The 26,419-nt window shown below is 40.6% G+C and carries 26 protein-coding genes; all 26 read right to left on the bottom strand.

The window, feature by feature from the left end; genetic code table 11:
- Position 1: 1 nt before the first annotated feature.
- The 26 genes from NSS81_RS25535 to NSS81_RS25410 all read right to left on the bottom strand — a co-directional run bounded on the left by NSS81_RS25535 (position 2) and on the right by NSS81_RS25410 (position 26,408).
- Positions 2 to 745, bottom strand: a complete 744-nt coding sequence (locus NSS81_RS25535; protein WP_342431410.1) for a glucose 1-dehydrogenase — start codon at positions 743 to 745, stop codon at positions 2 to 4.
- Positions 729 to 2,297: a long-chain-fatty-acid--CoA ligase gene (locus NSS81_RS25530; protein ID WP_342431409.1), complete on the bottom strand. Its 1,569-nt coding sequence runs from the start codon at positions 2,295 to 2,297 to the stop codon at positions 729 to 731. The genes NSS81_RS25535 and NSS81_RS25530 overlap by 17 nt, the downstream gene beginning before the upstream one ends.
- A 62-nt stretch (positions 2,298 to 2,359) precedes the next feature.
- Positions 2,360 to 3,505 carry an acyl-CoA dehydrogenase family protein gene (locus tag NSS81_RS25525; protein ID WP_342431408.1) on the bottom strand — a complete coding sequence of 382 codons (1,146 nt, stop codon included), beginning with the start codon at positions 3,503 to 3,505 and terminating at the stop codon, positions 2,360 to 2,362.
- A gap of 21 nt (positions 3,506 to 3,526) precedes the next feature.
- A complete protein-coding gene (locus NSS81_RS25520) occupies positions 3,527 to 4,579 on the bottom strand; it encodes a phosphotransferase family protein (protein WP_342431407.1) in 1,053 nt (350 codons plus the stop codon).
- A complete protein-coding gene (locus NSS81_RS25515) occupies positions 4,554 to 5,768 on the bottom strand; it encodes an acyl-CoA dehydrogenase family protein (protein WP_342431406.1) in 1,215 nt (404 codons plus the stop codon). The genes NSS81_RS25520 and NSS81_RS25515 overlap by 26 nt, the downstream gene beginning before the upstream one ends.
- Positions 5,769 to 6,021: 253 nt before the next feature.
- A complete protein-coding gene (locus tag NSS81_RS25510; protein ID WP_342431405.1) occupies positions 6,022 to 7,185 on the bottom strand; it encodes a dihydrolipoamide acetyltransferase family protein in 1,164 nt (387 codons plus the stop codon).
- Positions 7,186 to 7,255: 70 nt separating this feature from the next.
- Positions 7,256 to 8,251, bottom strand: a complete 996-nt coding sequence (locus NSS81_RS25505; RefSeq protein ID WP_342431404.1) for an alpha-ketoacid dehydrogenase subunit beta — start codon at positions 8,249 to 8,251, stop codon at positions 7,256 to 7,258.
- Between the two features lie 12 nt (positions 8,252 to 8,263).
- A complete protein-coding gene (locus tag NSS81_RS25500; protein WP_342431403.1) occupies positions 8,264 to 9,268 on the bottom strand; it encodes a thiamine pyrophosphate-dependent dehydrogenase E1 component subunit alpha in 1,005 nt (334 codons plus the stop codon).
- 28 nt (positions 9,269 to 9,296) lie between these two features.
- The gene (locus NSS81_RS25495) at positions 9,297 to 10,064 is read right to left on the bottom strand and encodes an SDR family NAD(P)-dependent oxidoreductase (RefSeq protein ID WP_342431402.1); all 768 of its coding nucleotides are present in this window, start codon (positions 10,062 to 10,064) and stop codon (positions 9,297 to 9,299) included.
- A gap of 27 nt (positions 10,065 to 10,091) precedes the next feature.
- The gene (locus NSS81_RS25490; protein WP_342431401.1) at positions 10,092 to 11,150 is read right to left on the bottom strand and encodes an alcohol dehydrogenase catalytic domain-containing protein; all 1,059 of its coding nucleotides are present in this window, start codon (positions 11,148 to 11,150) and stop codon (positions 10,092 to 10,094) included.
- Between the two features lie 24 nt (positions 11,151 to 11,174).
- A complete protein-coding gene (locus NSS81_RS25485; RefSeq protein ID WP_342431400.1) occupies positions 11,175 to 11,933 on the bottom strand; it encodes a glucose 1-dehydrogenase in 759 nt (252 codons plus the stop codon).
- 38 nt (positions 11,934 to 11,971) lie between these two features.
- A complete protein-coding gene (locus tag NSS81_RS25480; protein WP_342431399.1) occupies positions 11,972 to 12,739 on the bottom strand; it encodes a 3-hydroxyacyl-CoA dehydrogenase in 768 nt (255 codons plus the stop codon).
- A gap of 65 nt (positions 12,740 to 12,804) precedes the next feature.
- A complete protein-coding gene (locus NSS81_RS25475) occupies positions 12,805 to 13,791 on the bottom strand; it encodes an NADPH:quinone oxidoreductase family protein (RefSeq protein WP_342431398.1) in 987 nt (328 codons plus the stop codon).
- 27 nt (positions 13,792 to 13,818) lie between these two features.
- Positions 13,819 to 14,607: an enoyl-CoA hydratase gene (locus NSS81_RS25470; RefSeq protein ID WP_342431397.1), complete on the bottom strand. Its 789-nt coding sequence runs from the start codon at positions 14,605 to 14,607 to the stop codon at positions 13,819 to 13,821.
- Positions 14,608 to 14,629: 22 nt separating this feature from the next.
- Entirely contained in the window at positions 14,630 to 15,850 is a 1,221-nt protein-coding gene (locus NSS81_RS25465) for an acyl-CoA dehydrogenase family protein (RefSeq protein WP_342431396.1), read from the bottom strand.
- Between the two features lie 21 nt (positions 15,851 to 15,871).
- The gene (locus NSS81_RS25460; protein WP_342431395.1) at positions 15,872 to 17,011 is read right to left on the bottom strand and encodes a CaiB/BaiF CoA-transferase family protein; all 1,140 of its coding nucleotides are present in this window, start codon (positions 17,009 to 17,011) and stop codon (positions 15,872 to 15,874) included.
- A gap of 126 nt (positions 17,012 to 17,137) precedes the next feature.
- Positions 17,138 to 18,283 carry an acyl-CoA dehydrogenase family protein gene (locus NSS81_RS25455; RefSeq protein WP_342431394.1) on the bottom strand — a complete coding sequence of 382 codons (1,146 nt, stop codon included), beginning with the start codon at positions 18,281 to 18,283 and terminating at the stop codon, positions 17,138 to 17,140.
- A gap of 28 nt (positions 18,284 to 18,311) precedes the next feature.
- Entirely contained in the window at positions 18,312 to 19,124 is an 813-nt protein-coding gene (locus tag NSS81_RS25450; protein WP_342431393.1) for an enoyl-CoA hydratase, read from the bottom strand.
- Between the two features lie 22 nt (positions 19,125 to 19,146).
- Positions 19,147 to 19,854, bottom strand: a complete 708-nt coding sequence (locus tag NSS81_RS25445; protein ID WP_342431392.1) for an ABC transporter ATP-binding protein — start codon at positions 19,852 to 19,854, stop codon at positions 19,147 to 19,149.
- On the bottom strand, positions 19,847 to 20,572 hold the full coding sequence (locus tag NSS81_RS25440) for an ABC transporter ATP-binding protein (RefSeq protein ID WP_342434143.1): 726 nt from the start codon (positions 20,570 to 20,572) through the stop codon (positions 19,847 to 19,849). Before NSS81_RS25440 ends, NSS81_RS25445 begins: the two co-directional genes overlap by 8 nt.
- Complete coding sequence (locus tag NSS81_RS25435; RefSeq protein WP_342431391.1) at positions 20,559 to 21,578, bottom strand: branched-chain amino acid ABC transporter permease; 1,020 nt, start codon at positions 21,576 to 21,578, stop codon at positions 20,559 to 20,561. Before NSS81_RS25435 ends, NSS81_RS25440 begins: the two co-directional genes overlap by 14 nt.
- Positions 21,575 to 22,444 carry a branched-chain amino acid ABC transporter permease gene (locus NSS81_RS25430; RefSeq protein WP_342431390.1) on the bottom strand — a complete coding sequence of 290 codons (870 nt, stop codon included), beginning with the start codon at positions 22,442 to 22,444 and terminating at the stop codon, positions 21,575 to 21,577. Before NSS81_RS25430 ends, NSS81_RS25435 begins: the two co-directional genes overlap by 4 nt.
- A gap of 62 nt (positions 22,445 to 22,506) precedes the next feature.
- Complete coding sequence (locus NSS81_RS25425) at positions 22,507 to 23,673, bottom strand: ABC transporter substrate-binding protein (protein WP_342431389.1); 1,167 nt, start codon at positions 23,671 to 23,673, stop codon at positions 22,507 to 22,509.
- 93 nt (positions 23,674 to 23,766) lie between these two features.
- Positions 23,767 to 24,912, bottom strand: coding sequence for an acyl-CoA dehydrogenase family protein (locus NSS81_RS25420; protein ID WP_342431388.1), 1,146 nt, complete (start codon positions 24,910 to 24,912; stop codon positions 23,767 to 23,769).
- Between the two features lie 11 nt (positions 24,913 to 24,923).
- Entirely contained in the window at positions 24,924 to 25,949 is a 1,026-nt protein-coding gene (locus tag NSS81_RS25415) for a zinc-binding dehydrogenase (RefSeq protein ID WP_342431387.1), read from the bottom strand.
- 15 nt (positions 25,950 to 25,964) lie between these two features.
- Complete coding sequence (locus tag NSS81_RS25410) at positions 25,965 to 26,408, bottom strand: hypothetical protein (RefSeq protein WP_342431386.1); 444 nt, start codon at positions 26,406 to 26,408, stop codon at positions 25,965 to 25,967.
- Positions 26,409 to 26,419 lie beyond the last annotated feature (11 nt).

Genomic DNA, 26,419 nt, shown 5'->3' with positions numbered 1-26,419 from the left:
TCTATTGAGCAGTATATCCGCCGTCAACTAGCAGACTCGTTCCAGTTATAAAACTAGCATCATCAGATGACAGGAAAACAACAGCCCTTGCAATTTCCTCCGGCTTTCCAAGACGGCCTAAAGGATGTAGGGAAATTAATAAATTTCTCTTTTCTTCATCAAAATGAGCAATAAATGGTGTATCGACATAACCTGGACAGACTGCATTTACTCTGATATTTTCCATTGCGTACTCTAAAGCTAATGCCTTTGTAAGATTAATAACGGCTCCTTTTGAAGCTGAATAAGCCGCTGCATTCTTCTGACCAACATGGCCTAAAATGGAAGAATTATTTACGATGCTTCCACCGCCATATTTTTTCATCATTCTTATTGCATGCTTTGAAGCTAAAAAAACACTATCTAAATTATTTGACAACACTTTACGCCAGTCTTCCAGAGATAAATCGGTTGTCGGACAGGCTGTTCCAACCCCAGCATTGTTAAACAAAATATCAAGTCTACCAAATTCTGAAACAGCTAAATTTACCATTTGTTCAACCGCAAGTTCATTTGTTACATCCACATGTGTATAAATCACTGTTTGTTTTACTTGATTCAAATCCAGCGCAAGAGCCGTTCCTAATGCATCATTTTGGTCCGCGATGATTACCCTTGCACCCTCATTCACCATTTCTCTAACCGTGTATTCGCCGATTCCACTTGCCCCGCCAGTGACAATCGCAACTTTATCTTTGAACTTCATTAGTGAGACTCCTGGAATCATTCTTCCTAAGAACAGTCTTTAGAATTTTCCCAGCAGCATTTCGTGGCAATTCCTGTACAAATTCAACATATCGCGGCTTTTTGTAGTTTGCTATTTTTCCAGAACAATAATCAATCACTTCTTGTTCGGATAAAATTTTCCCACCCCGTATCACAACGAAAGCCTTTACTGTTTCTCCCCATTTTTCATCAGGAACTCCAACAACAGCTGCCTCAAGGATATCCGCGTGTGTATACAAAATTTCTTCAATTTCTTTTGGATAAACATTCTCACCGCCACTAATAAGCATATCCTTCTTACGGTCAACAACCGAGATGTACCCATCGTCATCGACTACAACCAAATCACCACTATGGAGCCATCCGCCTGCAAAGGCCTCCTTAGTTGCTTCTGGGTTTTTATAGTATTCCTTCATAATGGTTGGACCTCTAAAGATAATTTCGCCGACCTGTCCATTTGGAACATCTTTCATCTGTTCATCCACGACACGAATCTCTACATTCGTAAAGGACAAACCAACTGATCCAGACTTATTTAGAGAGTCTGTTGGCTTTAGTGTAGTCGTACCTGGAGAGGTTTCCGTCTGTCCATAAGTATCAAACACGCCTGCATTCGGAAAATGCTTCATGAGACGTTTCTTCAGTTCTAATGGTGTCGATGCAGCTGCCGTACAAAGAACTCTAAGGCTTGTAAGATTATATTCCGAAAACTTTGGATGCTCTAACAGCATATTCCACATCGAAGGGACCATGAAGGAGTAGGTAATGTTCTCAGATTGATAGGTTTGCAAAACATTCTCTGGATCAAATTTTTCATGTAAAACAGACGTGCCACCCATTAACATCACCATGCTTAGGGCTGAAATTCCGCCAATATGAAACATTGGGGTGGTTATTAACTGGACTTCATCTTTTGTAAGTCCAAATTCCAGGGAATAGTTCATTGCATTTAAGTAAACATTCTTATGTGTAAGGACAGCACCCTTTGGTTTTCCAGTCGTACCTGATGTATAAACAATTAGGAAGTCATCATCATCCTCTAACTCAACAAAATTTGGATAATATGTGTTTGAAAATATATTCTTGTAGGAATAGTTAGAAGGATCAGATGAGCTGTTTTCAATAACAATAGTATCCCTAATTAAAGGAAGGTTTTCACGAATCGGTTCAATTGTTGAAGTCAGATCGTGATCTACAATAAGCATTTTGGCATCGGAATTATTTAAAATATATTCGATTTCATTTGGTTGTAAACGAAAGTTTATGGTCACTGCAACTGCACCGATTCTTGCTAGTGCTAATAAACATTCTGCATACTCTATTCGGGTGAATAGTAATAAAGCTACCTTGTCTCCTTTAGCAATTCCTTTAATTTGGAACCAGCCTGCTAAATTGTTGACACGCTCTTGAAGGTCGTTGTATGTTACACGTTGATTCTTATTTACTAAAGCTATTTTAGTAGGAAACCGTCTAGTTGAACGTGTAAGCATTTGGTCTACTAACAATTGTCTTGATTTCATCAATTCAAGCATTTTACCGCCCCCTTTCTATGAGTCCATTTTTAAGCGAAAACTTATACTAAACCTTTTACTTGCTATAATATTGACCCTGCTACGTTTTCAATAATTGTTTCAGCTTTTTGCAGGTTAAGCCTGGCAATTCGTATTTCCTTGAACCAGCGTTCAATTGGCAGGTCGCCAGCATAGCCTGTTCCACCATGGATTTGCAGCACATCATCGATAATTTTTGCAGCTGTTTCCGTGGCATGAAGCTTTGCCATTTGCGCAGCAAGTTCGGAATCAGATATTTGAGAATCTACTTTTTTTGCAGCATCTTGAACCATTAATCTCGCGGCCTGAAGATTAATAACCGCTTTCGCAAGCATGGTTCGAATGGACGGGAATTCTGCTAGCGGCTGCCCCCTTGTAATTCTAATTTTGGCAAACTGCTTTCCGTACTCAAGGGCTTTAGAAGCTACCCCAATAGATTTTGCAGCAAGCAGAATTTGTGCTTCTGCCAGCCACAGCTTAATTAAGTCAGCGCCCTCACCCACTTCACCAATACGTTGACTATCATTCAATCGATAATTTTTTAATGAAATGCTATGTGTTGTTTGAACATCAATCAAAACCGTTTCCTGTTCTTCTAATTGGTCATCCAGCTCTAATAGGAAAAGAGTCGGCTGACTTTCCCCATTATCTAACAGACAATTCACAAGGACTGCGCCAAAAGCAGACTGTTCCAGGTTTTGGATGTATGTCTTTTTCCCGTTAAGTACCCATTCATTTCCGTCCTTGACTGCAGTGGCGGTCAGATTCTCTAGGTAGTTATCCTCATGTTCCTCCCACAGAGCAATAAAACAACCTTTTCCTTCAGTAATAGCGGGTTTAATCAACCATTCAACTTGCTCATTGGAACATTTTTCTAAGAAACGAGGAAATTCACCTCCAAAGGCATCGCCCGCTGGATGGTAAAGCCCTAGACGATGCTGGGCAGCTTCTTCAAGCAAAACTGCCCTTGCCAGTACAGATAAGCCGGCACCGCCCCATTCCTTTTTTGCTCCTAATGCTTGCAGTCCCGAACTCTTTGCTTCCGTTTGCAGTCGAGAAACTACTTCTTCAGGCAATTTTTTCACATATTCTCCAGGCGATAATTCTGCTGGTGCGACACTTTCTTTAATAAACGACTGTACGGTCTTTTTTAATAGTTGCAGTTCTTTGTCTAATAATAATTCAGACATTATTTTCCCTCCAATTGAGATCTATTTTAAAATCTCTTTTCTCTGTGCCTTACCCGCTTGTTCAAGCAGGTTCTTGATTCCAACATCCAACCTGCTAAAACGTTCATCTGTTGCTTCTCCAATTTTCCAGCGATAATAGATTTGCTGGAGAATGACGGCAATTTTGTAAAAAGCAAAAGTAAGGTAGTAATCAATATGTGTTACATCCCTGCCACTTTTCTTCGAATACATTTTCAGCATTTCTTTTCTAGAAATAAATCCTGGTTTTGTCGTTACCGTGGTTAATCCTGATTCTACTTCCCCTGGTTCCGTCCAATATGCCAAGGCTGCTGCCACATCAGTTAAGGGATCACCAATCGTACTTAATTCCCAATCAAAGACACCGATTATCTCTCCTGGATTTGTAGCTGAAAACATCATGTTATTCAGCTTGAAATCATTATGAACAATCGTTGGTGCCTGTGAAGGTGGGATATTGTCAATCAGCCATTTCTCTAGTGATTCAACTCCGGGGATATCGTTTGTTTTGGCATTATGGAATCGCTTAATCCATCCATTTACCTGTCTGCTTAAATACCCTTCCGGATAGCCGATACTAGTTAACTCTGCTGCTTTATAATCCACGGCATGCAATTTGACTAATGTATCGACCACGGCAGTTGAAACTAGAATCCCCGTATCTGCCCGATCTTCAAACTCCATCGGCAGGGAATCATCCAGGACGACACCCTCCTTTTTCTCCATCACATAGAAATGCCGGTCCATTACACTTGGATCCTCGCAGAAAAAATAGGGCTTAGGTGCGAGCGGGAATACACGATTAAGTTTTTCTAATATTTCATATTCTCTTTTCATGTCATGCGCCTTTGGTGGTATAGGACCAAACGGAGGTCTCCTTAAAACCGCTTGCCAATTGCCAATTGAAATAAAGTAAGTTAAATTTGAGTAACCTGCAGAAAATGGCTTTACCTGTAGTGCATCATCTGTCAGCCCAGGTATTTGCTCGCGAATATATTCCTCAACCGTTAGCCAGTTAATATCATTTATTTTATTTTGGAACTGCTGTTGGCTCATTCAATCTCTCCTTTAATTTGAACTCCTTCAAGACTTGACGTGCAACAACCATACGATGCACTTCATCAGCACCATCGTAAATTCGTGCTGCCCTTGCTTCCCGAAGCAGACCCTCAAGTGGTGTATTCTGAGATACGCCATACATACCTAAGGTTTGAATGGCACGATCAAGGACGTTGTTTAACATCTGAGCACCGTAAAATTTGATAAGGGAAACTTCCTTTCGAGCTTGATCTCCCTGATCCATTTTCCAAGCGGCCTGCAGGGTCAGCAATCTGGAGGCTTGAATTTCAGCTTCTGAATCGGCGATATAATTTTGAATGGTTTGTGAGTCAGCAAGAGTTTTCTCGCCATCCTTTTTTGTTAGCGAATAGACAATCATCTCATTCAATGAGCGGCGAGCAACACCGAGCCAACGCATGGCATGAGTGATTCTACCTGGCCCTAATCGCAATTGTGCCAGTTTAAACCCTTCGCCTCGTTTACCAAGCAAATTTTTTGCTGGTATACGACAATCATTAAAACGAACTTCACAGTGCCCGCCTGGGTAATGGTCACCCATGACAGGTACCTCGCGGACGATTTCAAATCCAGGATTATCTGTTTCGACTATAAACAAACTTGTTCGTTGGTGAGGTTCTGCATCAGGGTCGGTTACAACCATCGCAATAGCAAAAGCCGCACCTTCAGCACCTGTCGTATACCACTTATGAGCATTAATTACCCATTCATCACCATCCTGAACGGCTGTCCCGAGTAATGTTCTTGGGTCAGAGCCAGAAACTTCAGGCTCAGTCATTGCGAAACAAGAGCGAATTTCATAATTTGCTAGAGGCCTTAAGTATTTTTCCTTTTGTTCTTCACTCGCCGCATGGACCAAAATTTCACCATTTCCGGCGTCAGGAGCCATCGAACCAAAAACATATGGACCGATTGGACTCTGGCCAATTACTTCGGAAAGCAATCCTAAGGACACAAAGCCCATCCCGATACCGCCAAATTCTTTGGGTAAGTGGCCTGCCCATAAACCCTTTTCCTTAACTATTTGCTGCAACGGCTTCAATATCTCACCCGGTAACCCGCGATGTGGGACCATGTACTTTTCATTTGGAAACACATACTTCTTCATAATTTCAGTTGCATCATCAAGCATCCGTCTCTGCTCTTCACTTTCAGTAAAATTGAACACAACAAATCACTCCTTTTGGATAATAATAAACTTTATTGGCTGTGTTAATGAGAAGGTTATTTTGAATAGATTTTTGCGAAATCTGCGAGACTCCTGCTCAGATTTGAGCACGGTGAGACCCCACAGGGAGGAACGACCGAGGAGGCTCACCGGCGAACCCGCGGAAAGCGAAGCGGATTTCGCAAAAATCAACACTAACAATTACACAGCCATTTTATAAATAATGACAAAGAAGAGAACCAATCTGGCCCTCTTATGAAAGGTAATTGACAGACAAATTCTCAAGAGCATCTTTTAAGGCATTTGTGAAACCTGCAGCAGTAACACCGTCGATAAAACGGTGATCATAGGCTATTGAAAGCTTCATCATTGAGGCAATCGTAATTTCGTCGTACTCGTTAATGACTGGAACCCTTTGAATACTACCCGCAAAAATAATGGTAGATTGCGGAATATTGATAATTGGTGTCCCTGTTTCAATTCCTAGGCTCCCTAAATTTGACACAGTAATTGTTCCATGTGCATAGTCATCTAGCGTCAACTGATTATTTTGAGCCTTTTCTGAGAGACCTTTGATTTCCCTCGAAATTTCAGAAATTAGTTTTTTGTTTGCGTTTTTGATAACTGGAACGACTAAGCCTTGTTCGCTGTTAACGGCAACTGAAATATTGACATCCTCATAAACAAGGATTTTATTGTCTTCTAAACTACTATTGACAATTAAATTCTCCTGAACTACATTTGCAACTGTCTTAACAATCAAATCGTTTATGGAAACGCCCTCCAATTCTTTCTTTGTCTTCAAGACGTTCTCCATGTTGACACTGACAATCTGAGTAAACTGAGGAATATTTCTCCAGCTATTCAACATGTTCTCTGACATCGATTTCTTTACATTATTTAAACTAATGGTTTCTTTGACTCTAATGGATGTATTTTGGTTAACCGCATTTTGCACATCTTTTTCGGTAATCAACCCATCTCTTCCTGTGCCAATTACAGTTTCGAGGACAACACCTAATTGCTTAGCTAACTGACGTGCCTTTGGCGCAACTTTGCCACCTCCGCCAACCTTCGCTACTACTGGTTTCTCTTCTACAGCTTCGACGGTTGCCGCTGTTTGTGTCTCTGTAACTTCAATAGGATTTGTTTCAAAATATGGAGTAAAATCAATCTCCTCATCCTCTTGGGCAATAATAGCAATGACCGTATTAACGGAAACTTCTTCACCTTCTGGGATGATTACCTTACGTAAAACTCCTGAGGCCATTGCTTCGATTTCTACTGTTGATTTTTCTGTTTCCAATTCAAACAGATAATCACCCTTTTCAACATAATCACCTTCCTCAACTAACCAGGAAGATACTGTCCCAGCTTTCATTGTTACTCCGAGTCTAGGCATTTTTACTTCATTCATCGAATTCTCCTCCTTCTTCATTATGTATAACCTTCCGAATACACCATTAAGATGTATTCGGACTATCTGTTTAGTATTCTAGTAATTCCCTAACTACCTCGATTATTTGTTCTTCACTAGGTCGGTAGAATTGCTCTAAATAAATACTTTGAGCGATTGGAACATCCGGGCTTCCTATTCTTCTTATTGGAGCATGGAGGTCGAATAAAGCTTCCTCTGAAATTTGTGCGGCAATTTCTGCACCGCAACCACCCGTTTTTGGTTCTTCATGAACAATTAAAACCCTCCCCGTTTTTCTCACGGAGCCAAGGATGGTTTCTTTATCTAAAGGCGCAAGTGTGCGAGGATCGACTACTTCGACTTGGATGCCTTCTTTTGCTAATGTTTTGGCTGCATCTAAGGCAGTGTGAACTTGCAGTGCAGTTGCGATAATTGTTACATCGCTTCCTTCACGTTTAATATCCGCCTTCCCTAATGGAATTAAGTACTCCTCCTCAGGCACTTCGCCCTTCATTCCGTATAGCAACTTATGCTCAAAAAAGAGAACGGCATTATTGTCACGAATGGCTGTTTTTAATAAGCCCTTAGCATCATATGGCGTAGAAGGAATGGCAATTTGCACTCCGGGGGCATGCATGAATAATGCTTGAGGGCTTTGTGAGTGCTCAGGACCAGCCCCTCCAGCAATCCCAATTGGCAGCCTTAGTGTGACAGGGACCTCCATTTGCCCCCCGTGCATATAACGCCATTTTCCGAGTTTGTTAAATACCTCATCAAAGGCAATCCCAACAAAATCACCAAATTGTAATTCCGGAATCGGCCTCAACCCAGTAATAGCCATGCCTAAAGCGGCACCAACAATGGTTGTCTCAGCGATTGGCGTATCAAATACTCTTTTTCCGCCAAATTTATCATATAAACCTTTTGTAACAGCGTTAATGCCGCCGAACTTACCAACGTCTTCACCAAATAAAACGGTTTTTTCATCGCGTTCCATTTCCTCAGTTAACGCTTCAATAATAGCATCACGCATTGAAATCGTTTTCACTTTAACTTTTGTACTCATCCTTACCCCTCCTTAGGCAAATAATCCTTGATAAATTCTGCTTGGATCAGGCAGCGGCGCTTCTTCTGCCACTTTAATTGCTTCAAGAATTTCCTGGTCTAGTTGCTCATCAATACTTAAGAGATCCTTTTCAGTACAAATTTCATTTTCCAGCAATAGTTTTTTATAGTTTTTAATTGGGTCTCTGTTTTCTTTCCAATCGTTTATCACTGCTTTATCAACATAATCATAGGCGTCTCCTTCAAAATGACCCCTGTGACGGAAAGTCTGTGCCTCAATAAAGGTTGGACCTTCTCCCCTTTGCGCTCTGTCAATCGCTTCCTTAACGACCTTATTCATTAATAAAACGTCATTTCCATCGACCACACAGCTTGGAATTCCATAGCCCCATGCCCAGTCGGCGATATGTTCTCTAACCGAATGAGTTTCTTCTAATGTAGAAGAAATGGCATAACCATTATTCTCACAAATATATATAACCGGTAATTTATATAGACCTGCCCAATTCAGTGATCCATGGAGGGGTTCTCTCGATGCTGCTCCATCACCGAAATAACAAACTGATACTTGGTCAGTGTTTTGTAATTTTGTGGAGTAACCGGTTCCTACAACGATGTTAAACTGAGATCCGATTGTTCCACATTGCCCTAACACTCCGCGTGAAGGGTCAGCACTATGGACAATCCCTGCACCCAGACCTTTAGTGGTTCCTTCTATCGTGCCTAAAAAGTCACCATATATTTTTGAAAGTGGTACCCCTTTAGCAATCTTTTGGTTACAACCGCGGTGGTTGTAGAAAATATAATCCTCGTCACGAAGATTATTAACGATGGATCCAACGGATAGACCCTCTGAACCAATACCAGAATGATAGAATCCCGAAACCTTTCCTTCATGCATTAAACGGATTAAATTCTCATCGAATTTCCTGATTTTAACCATTTCTTTATAAAACTTAATTAAATCTTCTTTACTGTAATCACCAAGGTTAATATCCTTCTTATAAATTTCAGCCAAAATACTCACTCCCTTAAATTTTTCGACTCTATTGGGCACTGACACCGCCGTCTACTGGCATGATCAAACCCGTAATATAGCTGGATTCATCTGAAGCTAGGAATAATGCAGCATGAGCAACCTCTTCTGGTTTTCCGACTCTTCTTAATGGATTGGAGGTGAAGGCTGTTGAAAAAGCTTCATTTTTTAATACATCGGCGATCATTGGGGTATCAATGGCTCCAGGGCATATGCAATTCACACGGATATTATACTTGCCGTAATCTACTGCCATTACCCTTGTGAGTGCCACTACAGCCCCTTTTGATGCTGTATAGGCATCAGCGCCAGGTACGCCAATAATTCCATTTAAAGAGGAATTATTGATGATACTTCCCCCATTTTGCTTTTTCATAAGAGGAATTACATATTTTGATAGGAGATAAACGCCATTTAAATTGATTGCTAGAATTTGGTTCCAGTCTTGCAATGGTGTATCTGTTAACCGATCCATTTTGAATTTTGAAGAGGATGAAAATCCTACTCCTGCATTGTTGAAAACCACATCGACTCTTCCATACCGGGCCATTACCTCATTCACGAGGGCAATGATATTCTCTTCATCAGAAACATCCGTTTGGAAAAACAAGGCTTGTTGTCCCTTTGCAACAATTTCCTCTTCCACTTGTTTCCCATTTTCTTCATTCCATTCGGCAATAATGACGACCGCGCCTTCATTGGCAAATAATCTCGCCGCTGCTTTTCCCTGACCACTACCTGCTCCTGTAATAATTGCGACTTGACCCTTTAATCTCATATTTTTCTCCTTTTAAAAAAGATAAATTTAGTACTCTATCATTACCTTTACAGATTTATGAGGATTCATTTGCGTCTCAAATGCTTCTTGTGCATGTTCCAAAGGAAAAGTGTGTGAAACCAATGGCCTCGTTTTTACTTTACCTTCCCGTAGGAGTGAAATAGCTTTAACAAAGTTCCCACCTAAACAGCCAATGATTCTTGGGGTTTTATGGACAATTTTAGTCGTATCTATCGCTGCTTTATTCTCGGGGAGTCCTACAAAAGCAATCGTTCCACCACTTCGGACAATCTCAAACGATTGTTCTACTGCTGATGGTGCACCTGCCGCATCGACGACTATATCTGCCATCGCTCCTTCATTAAAGTGATAAGGTCCAATCCCCACAAGGTCTTTCAGCCTTTCCACAACATTCTCCCTTGCTGCATTGATAACAATATCAGCACCGGATTCGATGGCAGCCTGTAGACGTTTTTCAGAAACTTCCGTTACAATTACTTTACTGGCAGTTGATGCTTTAAACACCTGCATGACAACATTTCCGATTAAACCGGCCCCCATGACAACCACTTGGTCACCTTGCTTGGGTTGGCAAAGGTCTACCGTAAGAGCAGAAACCGACACGGGTTCAATGGTTGCAGCCGTGACATCATCGATTTCATCTGGGATTTGGTGATAATTGATTCCCGGCAATGCATTGGGAATTTTCACATATTCGGCAAAGGCCCCTGGTAGTCCATAACCTGTTGAATTTTTGAACAGTTCAGGACAAAGAGTATGCTGATGATTTTTACACCAATAACAGGTCCCACATACACCTGCATAAAAACCTGTTCCTCTTTCACCTACACGGATATTTGTTACGTTCTTACCGACCTTTACCACTTCACCAGAAAATTCATGACCCATTATTTGCCCTTTATTGATGTAAAGTCCTGTTCCATAGCTATGTACATCTGAACCACAAATTCCGCAGTACTTTACTTTTAAGAGGATGTCATTCTGACCAACCTCAGGGATTGGGACGGAATCTACTCTTAGATCTCGAGGTCCATAATATACCGCTGCCTTCATCGTGCTTGACATGTAATCACCACCCTAACTTCCCAATTATTGAGCGAGCCATCCACCATCAACAAAGATTGTCTGCCCTGTTATATAGCTACTTGCATCAGAAGCTAGTAATAGGACTGTTCCGGCTAATTCATCGGATTCACCTAGTCTTTGCATGGGTGTTTTACCAATAATTTTCCCTCGAACTTTAGGATTGCTTAATGCCTCACTATTCATATCTGTTTCAATATACGCAGGACCAATCGCGTTTACTTGGATACCAAGCCTTACCCATTCGAGGGCAAGTGATCTGGTTAGATTGATGACAGCAGCCTTACTAGCAGTATAAGGACTAATTCCCAAGTCACCGACGGCACCGGCTACAGATGCTAAATTAATAATCTTTCCAAAACCTTGTTCCTTCATAACCCTACCTGCTGCCTGACAGCAAAAGAATAGTGATTTAACGTTTAAATCCATTACCTTATCCCAATCTTTTTCCGAAATCTCAAGAGCACTCTGTGTATGGGAAACACCGGCATTATTAACTAAGATATCTAGTTTTCCAAACTGCTCAACAACTGTTCCTACCATTTCACCAATCGCATCTATATTCATAAGGTCAGTAGAAAGGCTTAGAGCCTTTCTACCTTTTTCTTGAACTTCTGAAACAACCTGCTGGTTTTTTTGCTCATCTCTACCAACCACTACGATATCTGCACCAGCTTCAGCTAATGCTAAGGCAATCGCTCGACCTAAACCACGGTTGCCACCGGTAACTACTGCCACTTTATTTTCTAAGCTAAATAACTTCATACTCACCATCCCTTTTCCTCGTTTTCTAGAAATCAACCTTATCTAGGAGCCATACGGATCGCACCATCTAAACGAATGGTTTCGCCGTTTAGTAAGACATTTTCGATAATTGACTGCGTTAATTGGGCGTATTCGGAAGGGCGTCCTAGCCTTGAAGGGAACGGAACTTGAGATTCCAATGCCGTTCTAGCTTGGTCAGAGAGTGTCCCGAATAATGGTGTTTCAATTAAACCAGGAGCAATCGTTACAACTCTAACCCCAGATTTTGCAAGGTCGCGAGCAATTGGCAACGTCATGCCAACAACTCCACCTTTAGAAGCACTGTAGGCTGCTTGACCAATTTGACCGTCAAAAGCGGCTACAGAAGCCGTATTGATAATAACACCACGTTCACCTTCTTGATTAGGTTGGTTGGTTACCAATTTTTCTGCAGCAAGTCTGATTACATTGAACGTACCAATTAAATTTATCTCTATCACTTTTTTAAAACTATCAAATCCATGGGCCTTATTCCGACTCACCGTTTTTTCACCAAGGCCTATACCTGCACAGTTCACAACCGTATTGATGCTACCAAATTGTGCAATGGTTCCATCAATCGCCTGTTGGACGTCTTCCTCGCTTGTTACATTTGTTTTAAAGTAAATGGCATTTTCTCCTAATTCTTCAGCTAGATTCTTTCCTCTGTCTTCTGAAAGATCAAGGATTGCAGCCTTTCCACCATTTTTGACAATATTTCTGACCGTCGCTTCACCTAGTCCAGAAGCCCCACCCGTTACGATGGCAATTGCATCTTGTATTTGCATTTGTTATTCCCCTTCTCTCATTAGATTTTTATATTATTTTTCATTTATACTAAATTTTCAGTAATTTAAAGCCATACTTTGACAACAACTTTACCCCAGGTTTTCCTTGAAGCTAGTAAATCGAGGGCTTCAGGTACTTCCTCAAAAGCATATTCTTTATAAATCAGTGGCTTAATTTTTCCTTGCTCATAAAGTGACATGAGTTCTTCATGCTCCTTAAACACCTTGTCAGGATTTAATCGATTAAAGAGTCCCCAATGAACGCCGACAATAGAGTAATTTTTGACTAATACGTGGTTGGCTGGAATAGTAGGAATCTCTCCACCTGCAAAGCCAATCACGAGGATTCTTCCATCAAAGGCAATACATTTCCTTGATCGATCAAAAACATTGCCACCGACCGGATCAAATATGACATTTGCACCTTTACCATTGGTTTCCTTTTTAACAACCTCGACAAAGTCCTCTTTTAAATAATCAATTACAACATCTGCTCCGAGTTCCTGACAAATCTTCGTCTTCTCAGAACCTCCCGCGGTTGCTATCACATATGCCCCTGCCGCTTTACCTAATTGGATGGCAGCGGAGCCCACTCCACCCGCTCCAGCGTGGACGAGTAGCACTTCGCCTTCCTGTAGTGCAGCACGATTAGTTAATGAGTAATAAGAGGTATGATAGGTAATAAACAATGCGGCAGCTTCATTCCAGCTCATGGAATCTGGAATGGGATAGACCGAGTTTTCCTCAACAGTTATGTAGTCGACCAATCCACCATTTGGCAGCTTAGGCAGTGCTAATACTCGCTGTCCTTCCTTAAAGCGACTACCCACCGTTGTTTTAACGGCAACGCCAGCAACCTCAGATCCAATCGTAAACGGAAGTGGCGGCTTTTCCTGGTATTTACCTTGGCACAAGAGAATATCAAAGAAATTAAGCGCTGCGGCTTTTACATTAATTAAAACCTCTCCATCTTTTGGTTCCGGCTTTTCCATTTTTGATATTTGTAAGGCATCCTGCGGTTCCCCAAGCTCTTTTACAAGCCAGCCTTTCATAATAAAAACCTCCTTTGATTTTCTTTCCTAGGAATATGAACCAGTAAAGGTTGGTTTTGTTTTTTCAATAAAGGCTCTTACTCCCTCTTTGTGATCCTCAGTTGTAAAAGAAATACCTTGAACCATTCCTTCTTCACGGAGAACATCTTCTAATGAAGATTCAAAGCTACGATTTAATATTCCTTTTGCTAACCCAATGGCAATGGTTGGACTTGAAGCAAAGGATGAAGCCATTGCCATTGCACGAATTAATAATTGTTCCTCTTCAACTACTTCAAGGCAGATCCCATATTCTTTTGCTTCTGTTGCTGAAAGTGTTCGGTCTGAAAAAGCTAATTCTTTCGCTCTAGCCATTCCCACCATTCTTGGCAAATGATATAAACCTCCTAGATCGGGAACGAGTCCAACTTTATGAAAGCCCAATGCAAATTTGGAATGTGGTGAGGCAATCACAAAGTCACAGGCGATTGCGATACTAAAGCCTGCTCCAACTGCATACCCATTAACTGCTGCTATCACTGGCTTTTCCATTTGAACCAAATCTTTAATGAAACCACCTGTTTCATGCATATACTTTCTGCCACTTGCTGCAGATGTAATACTAGAAAAACTTTTAATATTGCCACCAGCACAGAATGCCTTCCCATTACCAGTTAAAATTACTGCACGGACAGTAGGATCATGCTTTATTGACTGAAGTGACTTTGTTAGTCCTTCGACGATTTCAACTGAGAGTGAATTTAATGATTTGGGTTCATTCAAGGTGATGACGGCAACACCATTTTCCACTTCTGTTATTACAGCTTGGTTTTCCATTTAAAAACCTCCTTCATTCTAGTTAATTCCCATCAGGACTCCAGCTTTCCCCCTCTTTGTAGATTTTTAAAATCCTTCTGGCAATGGAAGCAGTATGAACTTCATCTGGACCATCATAAATCCGGGCATAGCGGGCTTCACGGTACATTTTTTCTAATGGTGTATCACTAGTGACACCTAGTGCACCATGGACTTGGATTGCCCGATCAATCACATCATGGAGGACTTTTGCTCCAAAGACCTTAATCATTGCGATTTCCACGCGCGCTTCATTACCTTGGTCAATTTTTTTGGCAGCCTCTAAGGTCATTAATCGTGCTGCTTGGATTTCAGTTGCCGAATCAGCAATATATTTTTGAATCATTTGTTTTTCTGACAATAACGAGCCATGAGCATACCTGTTTAAAGACCGATTACACATTAAATCAAATGCTCTTTGCGCCTGCCCCAGCCATCTCATACAATGAAAGATTCTTCCTGGACCTAACCGTTTTTGAGCAATAAAGAAGCCTTCCCCGCGGGTTCCTAACAAATTACCTTTTGGCACCCTAACATTCGTAAGTCTTACTTCACAATGGCCGCCATGTTGATGCCCCATTGTCGGCACAACTCTGACGATTTCATACCCTGGCGTATTTGTCGGGACGATAATCATCGAAGCTCTTTTGTGACGAGGTTCATCTGGCTCGGTAACACAAAAGACGGTTGTAAAAGCTGCACGATTCGCCCCAGTAGTAAACCATTTATGACCATTGATTACCCATTCGTCACCATCGAGGACTGCCACAGTTTTAATTAATGTTGGATCCGACCCTGCCACTTCAGGTTCTGTAAGAGCAACAGAAGGATTTATTTCACCTCTTACCATAGGATATAACCAGCTTTCTTTTTGCCGCGGTGTCCCGAAAAGGTTGAGCATTGTTGCATCCTGTGCAGTATGAGTGCCCAGGGCAAACATGGCTAACTCTGAACGCCCAACGATTTCATTAATCAGCACATAATCCATAAACGATAAGCCGCCACCACCGATTTCCGTTGGCAAACCCAGAGCCCATAGACCTTCATGCTTTGCTTGCGTTTGTAATTCTAGGAGCATTTCATCGGCTTCTGCACCACCACTTTCAAAAACGACCTCAGCGGGGATGACCTTTTCATCAATAAAACGTCTAACCCTTTCTCTTAATTCCGTTAATTTTCCAGAGGATTGTAAGTCTAGTGCATCTTCAATCGTTTTTTCACTCATTACTCGACAACTCCCTTTAGGCTACCTATTGGCTAACTCGTTAATAATTTCAACATTGTGTTCACCATGCCTTGGTGCGTGGCGGCGTAACTTTAACCTTTGACCCGATAGCTTGATCGGATTAGCAATTTGCTTTAGGATACCTGCCTCTGGATGATTGATTTCTTCAATCATTTCACGATGTATTATTTGCGGGTTTTCAACCATTTCTTGTGGAGTCAACACAGGAGAAACGCAGGCATCAACACCTTCAAAATCAACCAGCCATTCTGCTAATGACCTTTGGAGTATAACTTCTTGGATTTCTACCTTCATTTTCTGCTGTTGTTCGACTGGATCATCTAGTCGATCAATCAATTCTTCCTTGCCTATCACTTGGCAAAAGTTTCTCCAAAACTTAAATTCCAGCGCGCCAACAGAAAGGAATCGGTCATCCTTGGTACGATAGACCTCGTAACAGGCTTTTCCGCCGTTTAAGACCAGCTCCCCACGGTTCGGCAGCTTGTTACTCGCCCAATAATCTGGGAGAATCGTTTGCATCCAAGAAACGGCACCATCTAACATGGAAATATCGACAAATTGCCCTTTACCTGTTTTCTTAGCATCAATAATAGATAACAAGATTCCTACAGTAGCCATTAACGACCCGCCACCAATGTCTCCAATTTGAACGGAGGACATCTGTGGATTCCCGTTTGCTACACCTTGTAAATGTAGCAATCCGGCATAACTTAAAAAATTCAAATCATGTCCCGGTTCTTTTGCATATGGACCTGTTTGTCCATACCCTGTTATTGCGCAATATATGAGCCTAGGATTCTGATTTTTCAATTCCTCATAACCAAGTCCAAGGCGCTCCATGACACCTGGACGGAATGATTCGATTAATACATCCGAGGTCCTTATTAGATCAATAAACACTTCTTTATCTTTTTCTGTCTTTAGATCCAAAGTAATGCTGCGTTTATTTCGATTAAGTGAAATGAACATCGCACTTTGATCAGCAACTTTAGGTTCATACCAGCGAGCATAATCCCCGATTTTTGGATCTTCAACCTTTATGACATCTGCACCAAAGTCTGCAAGTAATAATGAACAATATGGCCCTGGGAGTAGCCTTGTAAGATCAAGGACACGTACTCCTTCAAGTGGTAATGACAATTGATTCATCTCCTTTATTGACAGAAAGATGTTACCGTTTTCATTATATTAATTAAATAATAACAATTTTCTTATAATTTTACAAATCATTTATTTTTTGAATTTAGATTCAAATTTAAAACAGTCTTAAAGTCCTATATTCTTCGCAATGATACTTTTCATTATTTCGTTAGTCCCTGCATAAATCGATGTTACGGCTAAATCTCGATATTTTCTTGCAATCTCATACTCTTCCATATATCCATAGCCACCGTGTAACTGCATACAGCGTGAAGATACTTTTTTAGCAAGATCAGTAATCCACCATTTTGCCATCGACACTTCGTTAACGATGTTTTTTCCGTCTATATGTTTGGTAATAAGATCATCGACAAACGTTCTACCGATAGTAATTTCTGTCGCCATTTCTGCCAACTCAAATTGGGTATTTTGAAACTGACTAATTTTCTTTCCAAACGCTTCACGTTGTTTTGTATAGTTGATGGTCATTTTAAGCATTTCTTCTGCAGAAACAATACCGCCTAGTGCACAAAGAAGACGTTCTTGCTGTAGCTTTTGCATTAAATAATAGAATCCTTTGCCTTCTTCACCTAGTAAATGATCTTTTGACACCCTCACATTATCGAAAATTAACTCGCATGTATCATTTGCATGTTGGCCAACCTTATTAAGCTTTTTACCTTTTGTAAAACCGGGTGTACCCGCTTCAACAATAAACAGGCTCATCCCTCTATGGACTGGTATCGCTTTTGGATCGGTTTTACAAACCACGATAACTAGATCGGCTGTGTACCCATTGGTGATAAAAGTTTTCTCCCCATTAATAATATAATCTTCTCCATCCTTTGTTGCAGTGGTTTTAATACCTGCAAGATCAGACCCAGCCCCTGGTTCGGTCATGGCAATGGCCGAAATGATCTCACCGTTAATACTCGGAGGTAACCATCTTTGCTTCTGTTGTTCATTTCCAAAGGAATGAAGATAAGGAATAACGATATCACTGTGAAGGCCGATACCTGACATTCCAGACCCTATTTTCTCAAATTCTTCATAAAGAATCACAGAATAATACCAATCCGTTTCTAGTCCGCCATACTTTTCCTCTACCCACGGACACAAATAACCTTGTTCACCCAATTTTCCCCAGAACGTTTTTGGGATACATTTATTTTGTTCCCACTCATTAAAATAGGGAGCCGCTTCTCTATCAAGAAATTTACGAACGGTTGCCCGGAAAATTTCATGCTCCTTGGTATATGGTAAACTGGTCATTTATTCGCCTCCTAATAGTTTGCTGATTTTATGACTTAAATGATTTATCCCGTTGTTCAAAATAACTTTTTAAATTGGTTCGTTTATCAGTGCCCATGCCTTGACTCGCTTCAACCGTTGAGTGACTCAAGAGGTGGGAGGTAAAATGCATTTTCATAGAATTGGTATATCCCATATTGTCTAATGTATTATTTATGGATTCTTTGACTAAGGAAACGGCTACGGGTGGCATGAGTGCGATTCTTTTAGCCATTTCATAAACAGTGGTTTCTAACTCCTCCCTCGGAACGACCTTATTGACCATTCCAAAGCGTTCAGCCTCTATAGCTGTCAAGCTATCACCAGTAAATAATAATTCCTTCGCCTTTTTCTCACCGACAACCCATGGTAAAATCATCACTTCTTGACTATTTGCACCCATTCTTACCACTGGATCATTAAAAATAGCATCCTCTGAGGCAATCACGATATCTGCAACAAGTGCTAGCACCAACCCCGCTGCAATACAATGCCCATGTACCTGAGAGATTAATGGTTTACGGATATTTCGGAGGTACATAATTTCGTCAAAGTAATATTTCCGCTCCCACTTAATGCGTTCTTCGGAAGTACTAGGGTAATGTTCCTCAACAGATAGATCATGTCCCGCTGAAAAACTTGACCCCTCCCCATTAAAGATAATGACCCGAATATCTTCGTTGTTTTCAGCCTTTCTAAAGGCCTCACCCATTTCAATGATCATTTGTTTATTAATCGCATTTCTTTTTTTCGGTCGGTTCATCGTCACCCAAGCTATTCCCTCTTCAATAGACTCTTTATAAAGAATCGTTTCATAAACCATTCTCCAACACCTCCTAAAAGAATTAAAAACCCAGATAAATTTTCCTTACGCGATCATCATTAAGTAATTCTGACGATTTTCCTTCAAGACTAACTCTACCTGTTTCGAGTGTATAAGCCCTGTCAGAGATTTTTAAAGCAGCATTTGCATTTTGCTCCACTAGAAGAATCGTTGAGCCTTCTTCGTTCATCCTTTTTATCATCCGAAAGATTTCGGCAACAATTAACGGAGCGATCCCAAGAGATGGCTCATCAAACAAAAATAGCTTCGGTTTTGACATTATCGCACGGCCAATCGCCAGCATTTGTTGTTCTCCACCGCTCAACGTGCCGGCCAACTGCTGACTTCTTTCCTTAAGACGTGGGAATATATCAAAAATATGCTCTAAGTCGTTCTTAATTGCAGCTTGGGAATCCTTTCGACGAAAGGCACCCATTTGTAAATTTTCATATACCGACATATCTGGAAACACATGTCTACCCTCAGGGACATGCCCAATTCCTAAATCAACAATTTTATGGGAGGAAAGCTGGTGAATCGGTTTTCCCAAAAATGAAATAGAACCACCTGATGCTTTCTTAATACCAGAAATCGTTCGTAAAAGGGTTGTCTTCCCAGCGCCATTTGAGCCAATTAAAGTTACAATTTCTCCTTCCTTCACCTCTAAGGATACATCATGGATCACTTGGACTTTATCGTATTTAACCTGGAGATTATTAATTTTAAGCAAGAGACTCACTCCCTAAATAGGCTTCAATAACTCGAGGATTTTCTTGAATTTCCTGTGGTGTGCCTTCAGCAATTTTCTTCCCGTACTCCAAAACAACGATCCTATCACACAAGCCCATTACCGCTTTCATATCATGCTCGATTAGAATAACCGTCACACCTAATTGGTCGCGAATTTCGCGTAATAGAGTGACTAATTGGTTTGTTTCCTCCGGATTCATTCCCGCTGCAGGTTCATCCAATAGAAACAACTTTGGTTCTGTTGCCAGGGCAATCCCAATTGCCAATCTTGTTTGATAGCCTAAGCTTAAGTTTCCAGCGACCGTATCCTTAAACTGACTGACGCCAACAAACTCCATTATCTCGTTTGCCTTTAAATCGAGCTGTGCTTTCGTTCTGGAAGAATCCTTTCTCTTAATCACATACTGGCCTGTAATTATATTTTCGTAGACTGATAGTTTTGGGAAAACCTGTGTGTGCTGAAACGTTCTCGTTAAACCTAATTCAGTCACCTGATATGGATTTAGTCCGGTGATTTTCTTGCCTTCAAATAAAACATGTCCCTCAGATGGAGGAAAAAAACAGGTGATACAATTGAAAAGAGTACTTTTACCAGCGCCATTAGGGCCGATAATACCAAGAATTTCCCCTTGTTCAACATTAAATGAAACATTGTCCAATGCGACTAATCCTTTAAAAAAACGGCTAATTCCTTTCACTTCCAGCAATGGTCGTTTCCTCCCTTCCACTTGGCAGCGGCTTTTCTATTTTTACGCGTTTGTCGCCATCCTTCTTAAACTTTATACTCTTAATGACACCTAAAATACCATCACGCATAAACATAATCGTTAACACGAGTAAACCACCATAGATGACCATACGGTATTCGGATACACTTCTTAGTAATTCAGGTAAAAACGTAAGGAAGGTTGTACCAAGAATTGGCCCAATGATTGTTCCCATTCCACCGATAATTACCATTAGCAAAACACTGACAGATTCTGAAATCGTAAACGAATAGGGTGAGATATAAGAGTTATAGTGAGCATATAGACTCCCGGCAAATCCTGCGATAGCTGCGCTTATTGTAAAGGCAAATATCTTAACCCTCCAGGTATTGATTCCAACAAATAACGCGAAGTTCTCATTTTCACGAATCGCGATCATCGCTCTACCGGTTCTAGTATTGATTAAAAACTTAACTAGTAGGATGACAATTATGGCACTTACCAAAATCAAATAATAAAAATGCTCGCGCAGTGCAAAATCAAGCCCAAAGAAGTTTGTTGGAAACGGGATATTATAAATACCATTTGGCCCGCCAGTTAAATCTCTTAAGTTGTAGATTGTTAATCGAATAATTTCACCGAATGCCATGGTAACAATCGCAAAAAAGTGGGTTTTAAATCTCAATACCGGTAAACCAATGATGAATCCAAAGATTCCGGCAATTATGGCTGCGATTGGAAAAGCAGTCCAAAAGGAAAAGCCAGCCGTGGTTGTCAATATCGCACTTGTGTAGGCTCCGACAGCAAACAATCCAATATGTGCAAAGGAGAGTTGCCCAGTATAACCGACCATCAAGTTAAGACTTGCCGTCAATATGACCATAATTCCTATTTGATTTAGGATATGAACTAAGTACAAGTCTAGAAACAACGGCATAACAAGAAGGATGACCAATGTAAGGAATATTGCCCCTATTTTGATACGTTTATTGCTCATCTTTTCACCCCTCCAAATAGACCATTTGGTTTTAATAGCAGGACCAATATAAGTATGATATACCCTACTAGGTCTTGATAGGATGCGGACCAGAATAAGGAGGTAAAGGTTTCTGCATACCCCATAATAAACGCTCCAGCTATTGCACCTACTATACTGCCCATGCCACCAAGGATTACGATAATAAATGCTTTTAACCCAGGCCCTAGACCCATAGTTGGATCTACCACATATAACGAACCAATTAATCCCCCTGCCATGGCAGCCATTCCCGCGCTAATCGCGAACACGATTCCATAGGTAAGATTTATATTAACTCCCATTAATGCTGATGCATCTTGGTCCTGAGATGTTGCACGGAGTGATCTCCCGAATTTTGTGAATTTAATTATCCAGAATAACAAACCAACTAATAATCCAGTCAACAGAAGGACCATTAAACGATGTGTCGAGATGACTGCACCAAAAATTTCAAAGTTTTTCTCGGAAAATGGTGAGGGTATGCTCCTCATTCCTGTTCCAGCAATCTTTAACACCAAATTACTGATAAATATCGAAAGTCCAATGGATGCCAGTAATGTATTCAACATCGGTGTATTTCGTAGCGGTCGGAATATAAAGCGTTCAATTAAAAATCCTAAACAGCCAACAATCAACATTGCAGCCGCTATCGCCACAAAGAAATTGAGCTGGTAAACACCGACCATGATAAAGGTCGAAAAAGCCCCAAGCATATATAGCTCACCATGTGCAAGGTTAATCACATGCATGATACCAAACACTAGGGTAAAGCCAATAGCCATTAATCCGTAAATGCTGCCACTTACCAAGCCATTCAAAATGGATTGCATGATTTGATCTGCCATGATTTACCTCCTGTCTTTATCAAAGGGGCAAAAGACCTAGATCTCTGCCCCTATAATTTCTTCTACGGTAAGGGTTGATCAACCGTTTGATAAATCACTTTGCCGTCTTTGATAATCGCGCGATTTCCTAGCAAATTGTTTTCTCCCTTTTCGTTGAAGCTGTATGTTCCAATTAGACCCTTATACTGTGCACCACGGATCTCCTTGTTTATCTTATCTTTATCAGTAACTGTTCCTGCTTTCACCATAGCATCGACCATAAAATGGATTCCATCATAGCCGGAGTAGCTAAACGAATTTGCTTCGTAATCATACGATTTTGAGAATAATTCCTTGAACGTTTTGATTTCAGGTGTTTCTGCACCCGCACGACTTAGAGTAACAATATCTTCTGCTGCACTAGGTGCCAATTTAATTAACTCTTCAGGAATGGTACCACCTGTTTCCATAATCTTCACATCTGGCATTACTTCCTCAAGCTGTTTTATTAATGGAATCGCAAGTTCAGTTTCAGCAGCTAGTAAAATTCCATCTGGGTTTTTGGCTTTAATTTTATTTAGCATCGTCATAAATTCATTTTGTTCAGGCGCGAATTTTTCAGTTGTAACTATGTTAATTCCTTCCTTTTCCATAACTGGTGGGTAAAGTTTTGCATAGGATTGACCCCAAGCATCATCTACATAAATAACGGCAACATTTGTCATTCCCATGTCTTTCATAGTCTTTGTTCCCGCATTAACATAGTTTTTGTTTGCAGGAGCAGCTTGAGAAAAGAAATTAGCTCCTTGTGAGGTTAAGATGTCACTTGCAGCAACAAAAGTCATTAATGGGGTTTTAGCACGTTCAGCAATCGGAATCATTGCCGCTGTTTCCGAGCTGATGGATGTTCCAAGGATCACTGGTACTTTATCTTGGTTAATTAGTTTTTCAGTCGCGGCTGTTGCTGATTCTGCTCTTCCCTCTGAATCGTAATGGACAATCTTGATTTTGTAGGTTTTATCGCCAACCTTAAATCCACCATTATCGTTGATCTCTTTTTCAGCCGCTTTATGGCCGTCTAGAACCCAAGTTCCTGTTTGAGCAATAGGCCCAGATGTCGCTAGCACTACTCCAATTTCTATAGTATCTGACGAGCTGCCTGATGATTTTTCAGAACCTTCACTACATCCAGCTAACGCAGCAAACATTAGAAGCATTAAAACGATTAATCCTAAATTAACTTTTTTCATTAACTTTCGCCCTCCTTAAGGGGTTAAATTGGATTGGGATTAAACACTACACTTCCTTGCAAATCAGAGAAACTTACTAGATACTCAATCAATCTACAATTCTAGTTTTTTAGCAATAATCGATTTCATAATCTCATTTGTACCTGCATAAATAGATGTTGCTTGTATATCTCTAAATCTTCTTGCTATCTCATATTCCTCCATATAACCGTAACCACCATGTAACTGCAGGCACTGTGATGCAACCTTTTTTGCCAGATCTGTTACCCACCATTTGGCCATTGATACCTGCGTAACAACCTCTTTTTTGTCGATATGGTTTGCTATCAGATTATCAACAAAAACCCGAGCAATTTGAATTTCTGTCGCCATTTCAGCCATTTTAAATTGAGTATTTTGGAATTGGCTTATTGATTTACCAAAGGCGGTTCTTTGTTTCACATATTCTTTTGTAATTTCGAACATTCTTTCAGCTACTGCGACTGCACCGACGGCAACTAATAATCTTTCCTGCTGTAGTTTTTCCATTAAGTAATAAAAACCTTTTCCTTCTTCACCTAGTAAATTAGCAACTGGAACTCTTGCATCCTCAAACACAAGCTCGGCGGTATCTGAGCAATGCTGTCCTAATTTACTAAGCTGTTTTGATTTACTAAATCCCGGTGTTCCAGCCTCTACTACTAATAAACTAATTCCTTTGTAAGCAGGCTCAGCTTTTGGGTCTGTCTTGCAAACGAGTACGACAAGATCAGCATGGATTCCACTGGTAATAAACGTTTTAGCACCGTTTACAATATAGTAATCTCCTTCTTTTCTTGCTGTAGTTTTAATAGCAGCTAAATCAGAGCCAGACCCTGGTTCTGTCATGGCAATTGCTGAAATTGAATCACCCGTTAGACATCCCGGTAACCATCTTTCCTTTTGCTCCTCGTTTCCAAAAGAATTAATATATGGAACGACGATATCATTGTGATTATTGATACCGACTAACCCACTGCCAACTCTTTCTAGTTCCTCATTAATAACGACCGAATAACCAAAGTCTGCGTTGGCTCCTCCATACTTTTCATCAACCCAAGGACAAAGAAAACCATTTTCACCCATTACTTTCCAGAAATCCCTTGGAACAAGCTTTTCTTGATCCCATTGTTCATAAAAGGGGCTAGCATTCTTCTCCAAAAACTTCCTTAACGACCGCCTAAACATCTCGTGCTCTTCTGTTAAAATAGGCCTACTCATTTTCAACCTCCTTAAATACTTTCTTCACTCCATGGGAATGTAACCACAATTTTTCCGAAATTATTCCCTTGTTCCATTCTTCTTTGAGCCTCGGTTATTTCTTCAAAGGAGTATATCGAATCAATAACCGGATGGATTAGGTTTTCAGAATAGAACGAGAGCATATTGTGAAATTCACTTGGAGACCCCATGGTTGTTCCTAAAATATCAAGCTGTTTTAAAAATATTTTCGGCATGACAAGTTGTGGAACTGGGCCTGCGGTTGCTCCGAATGTAACGATGCGACTTCCATGTTTCGTAATATTGAGAAGCTTTTGAAAGGATTTACCCCCAACACTATCCACACATAAATCGGCTCCGTCTGGCATCCATTCTCTTAATTTTTTGTCCCAGTTTTCCTCTTGGTAATTGACCCCACCCGATGCTCCTAAAGAAATGGCTTTGTTAATTTTGTCGTCACTGCTTGAAGTAACATATACCTTCGCACCAAGTGCAGCGGCTACTTGCAGCAAGAACGTAGCAACACCTCCTCCAATCCCAGGAATCAGAACATTTTCCCCTGCTTTTAACTGTCCTCGAGTCACTAAAGAACGATAGGCTGTTAAACCAGCTAACGGAAGTGCTGCTGCTTCTTCCCACGAAAGATAATCCGGTTTTAAAAATACATTCTCCATTGGAACTTTAATGAATTCAGCAAAGGTGCCATTAGTAGGAACGCCAACAATCGAAAAGTCCTTTCGATAAATTCTTTCTTCATCTCCCCAGTTAATAGCTGGATAGATGACTACCTTACTGCCTACTGGTAAATTGGTGGCATCATCGCCAACGGCTACGATTTCACCTGCACCATCTGCTCCAGGAGTCGCTGGTAATCGAATCCCCGGATATTCCCCTTTTCGGACAAAAATATCACGGCGGTTGAAGGCTGCTGCACGTAAACGAATTAACACTTCATTCCGACCTGGTGAAGGTGTGTCAATTTCTTCAAATTGATACTGTTCTGGACCGCCAATTTCTCTTAATACAATGGCTTTCATATTTTACCTCCGTTATTAATGGACCGTTTTCATCTCTATTTCAAGCTGTTTTCTCATCGTCTTTCTAAATTCATCAATGAACGGGTGAAGCTCGCTATTTTGATAAGCAAATTTAATCATTTCAGAAAACAAGCTATTCAACGATTCCCATTTTTCTCTTTCTTTCTCTTTTTGTTTTGCTAATTTTTTAAGTCCCTTTTCAAATTTTGTTAGCTGATCATTAAGAGTCAAAGAGGTTAGTTGTTTCATTTCTTCAAGACTGACTTCTAACTCAGCAAGAAGTAAGGAATTGACAGCTTTGAAGGGTTCATCATTTGGAACAGTTGTCGCATCGATATTTTTTAATAAAGACAGAATAGCTATTGTCTGTTCCTTTGCCACATCATTTGTTAGGTTAGGGAGAATATCTCTCTTAAGAACAAGGCTAATCGCCTGTAAGGTATTCGATTTATCGAGCATGTCTTCACCTC

Origin of the sequence: Neobacillus sp. FSL H8-0543 (genome assembly GCF_038592905.1) — a bacterium.
In the GTDB taxonomy this organism is placed as follows: Bacteria; Bacillota; Bacilli; order Bacillales; family Cytobacillaceae; genus Neobacillus.
Note: the sequence above shows the minus strand (reverse complement) of the source record. Positions and strands in the feature narration are given on the sequence as shown.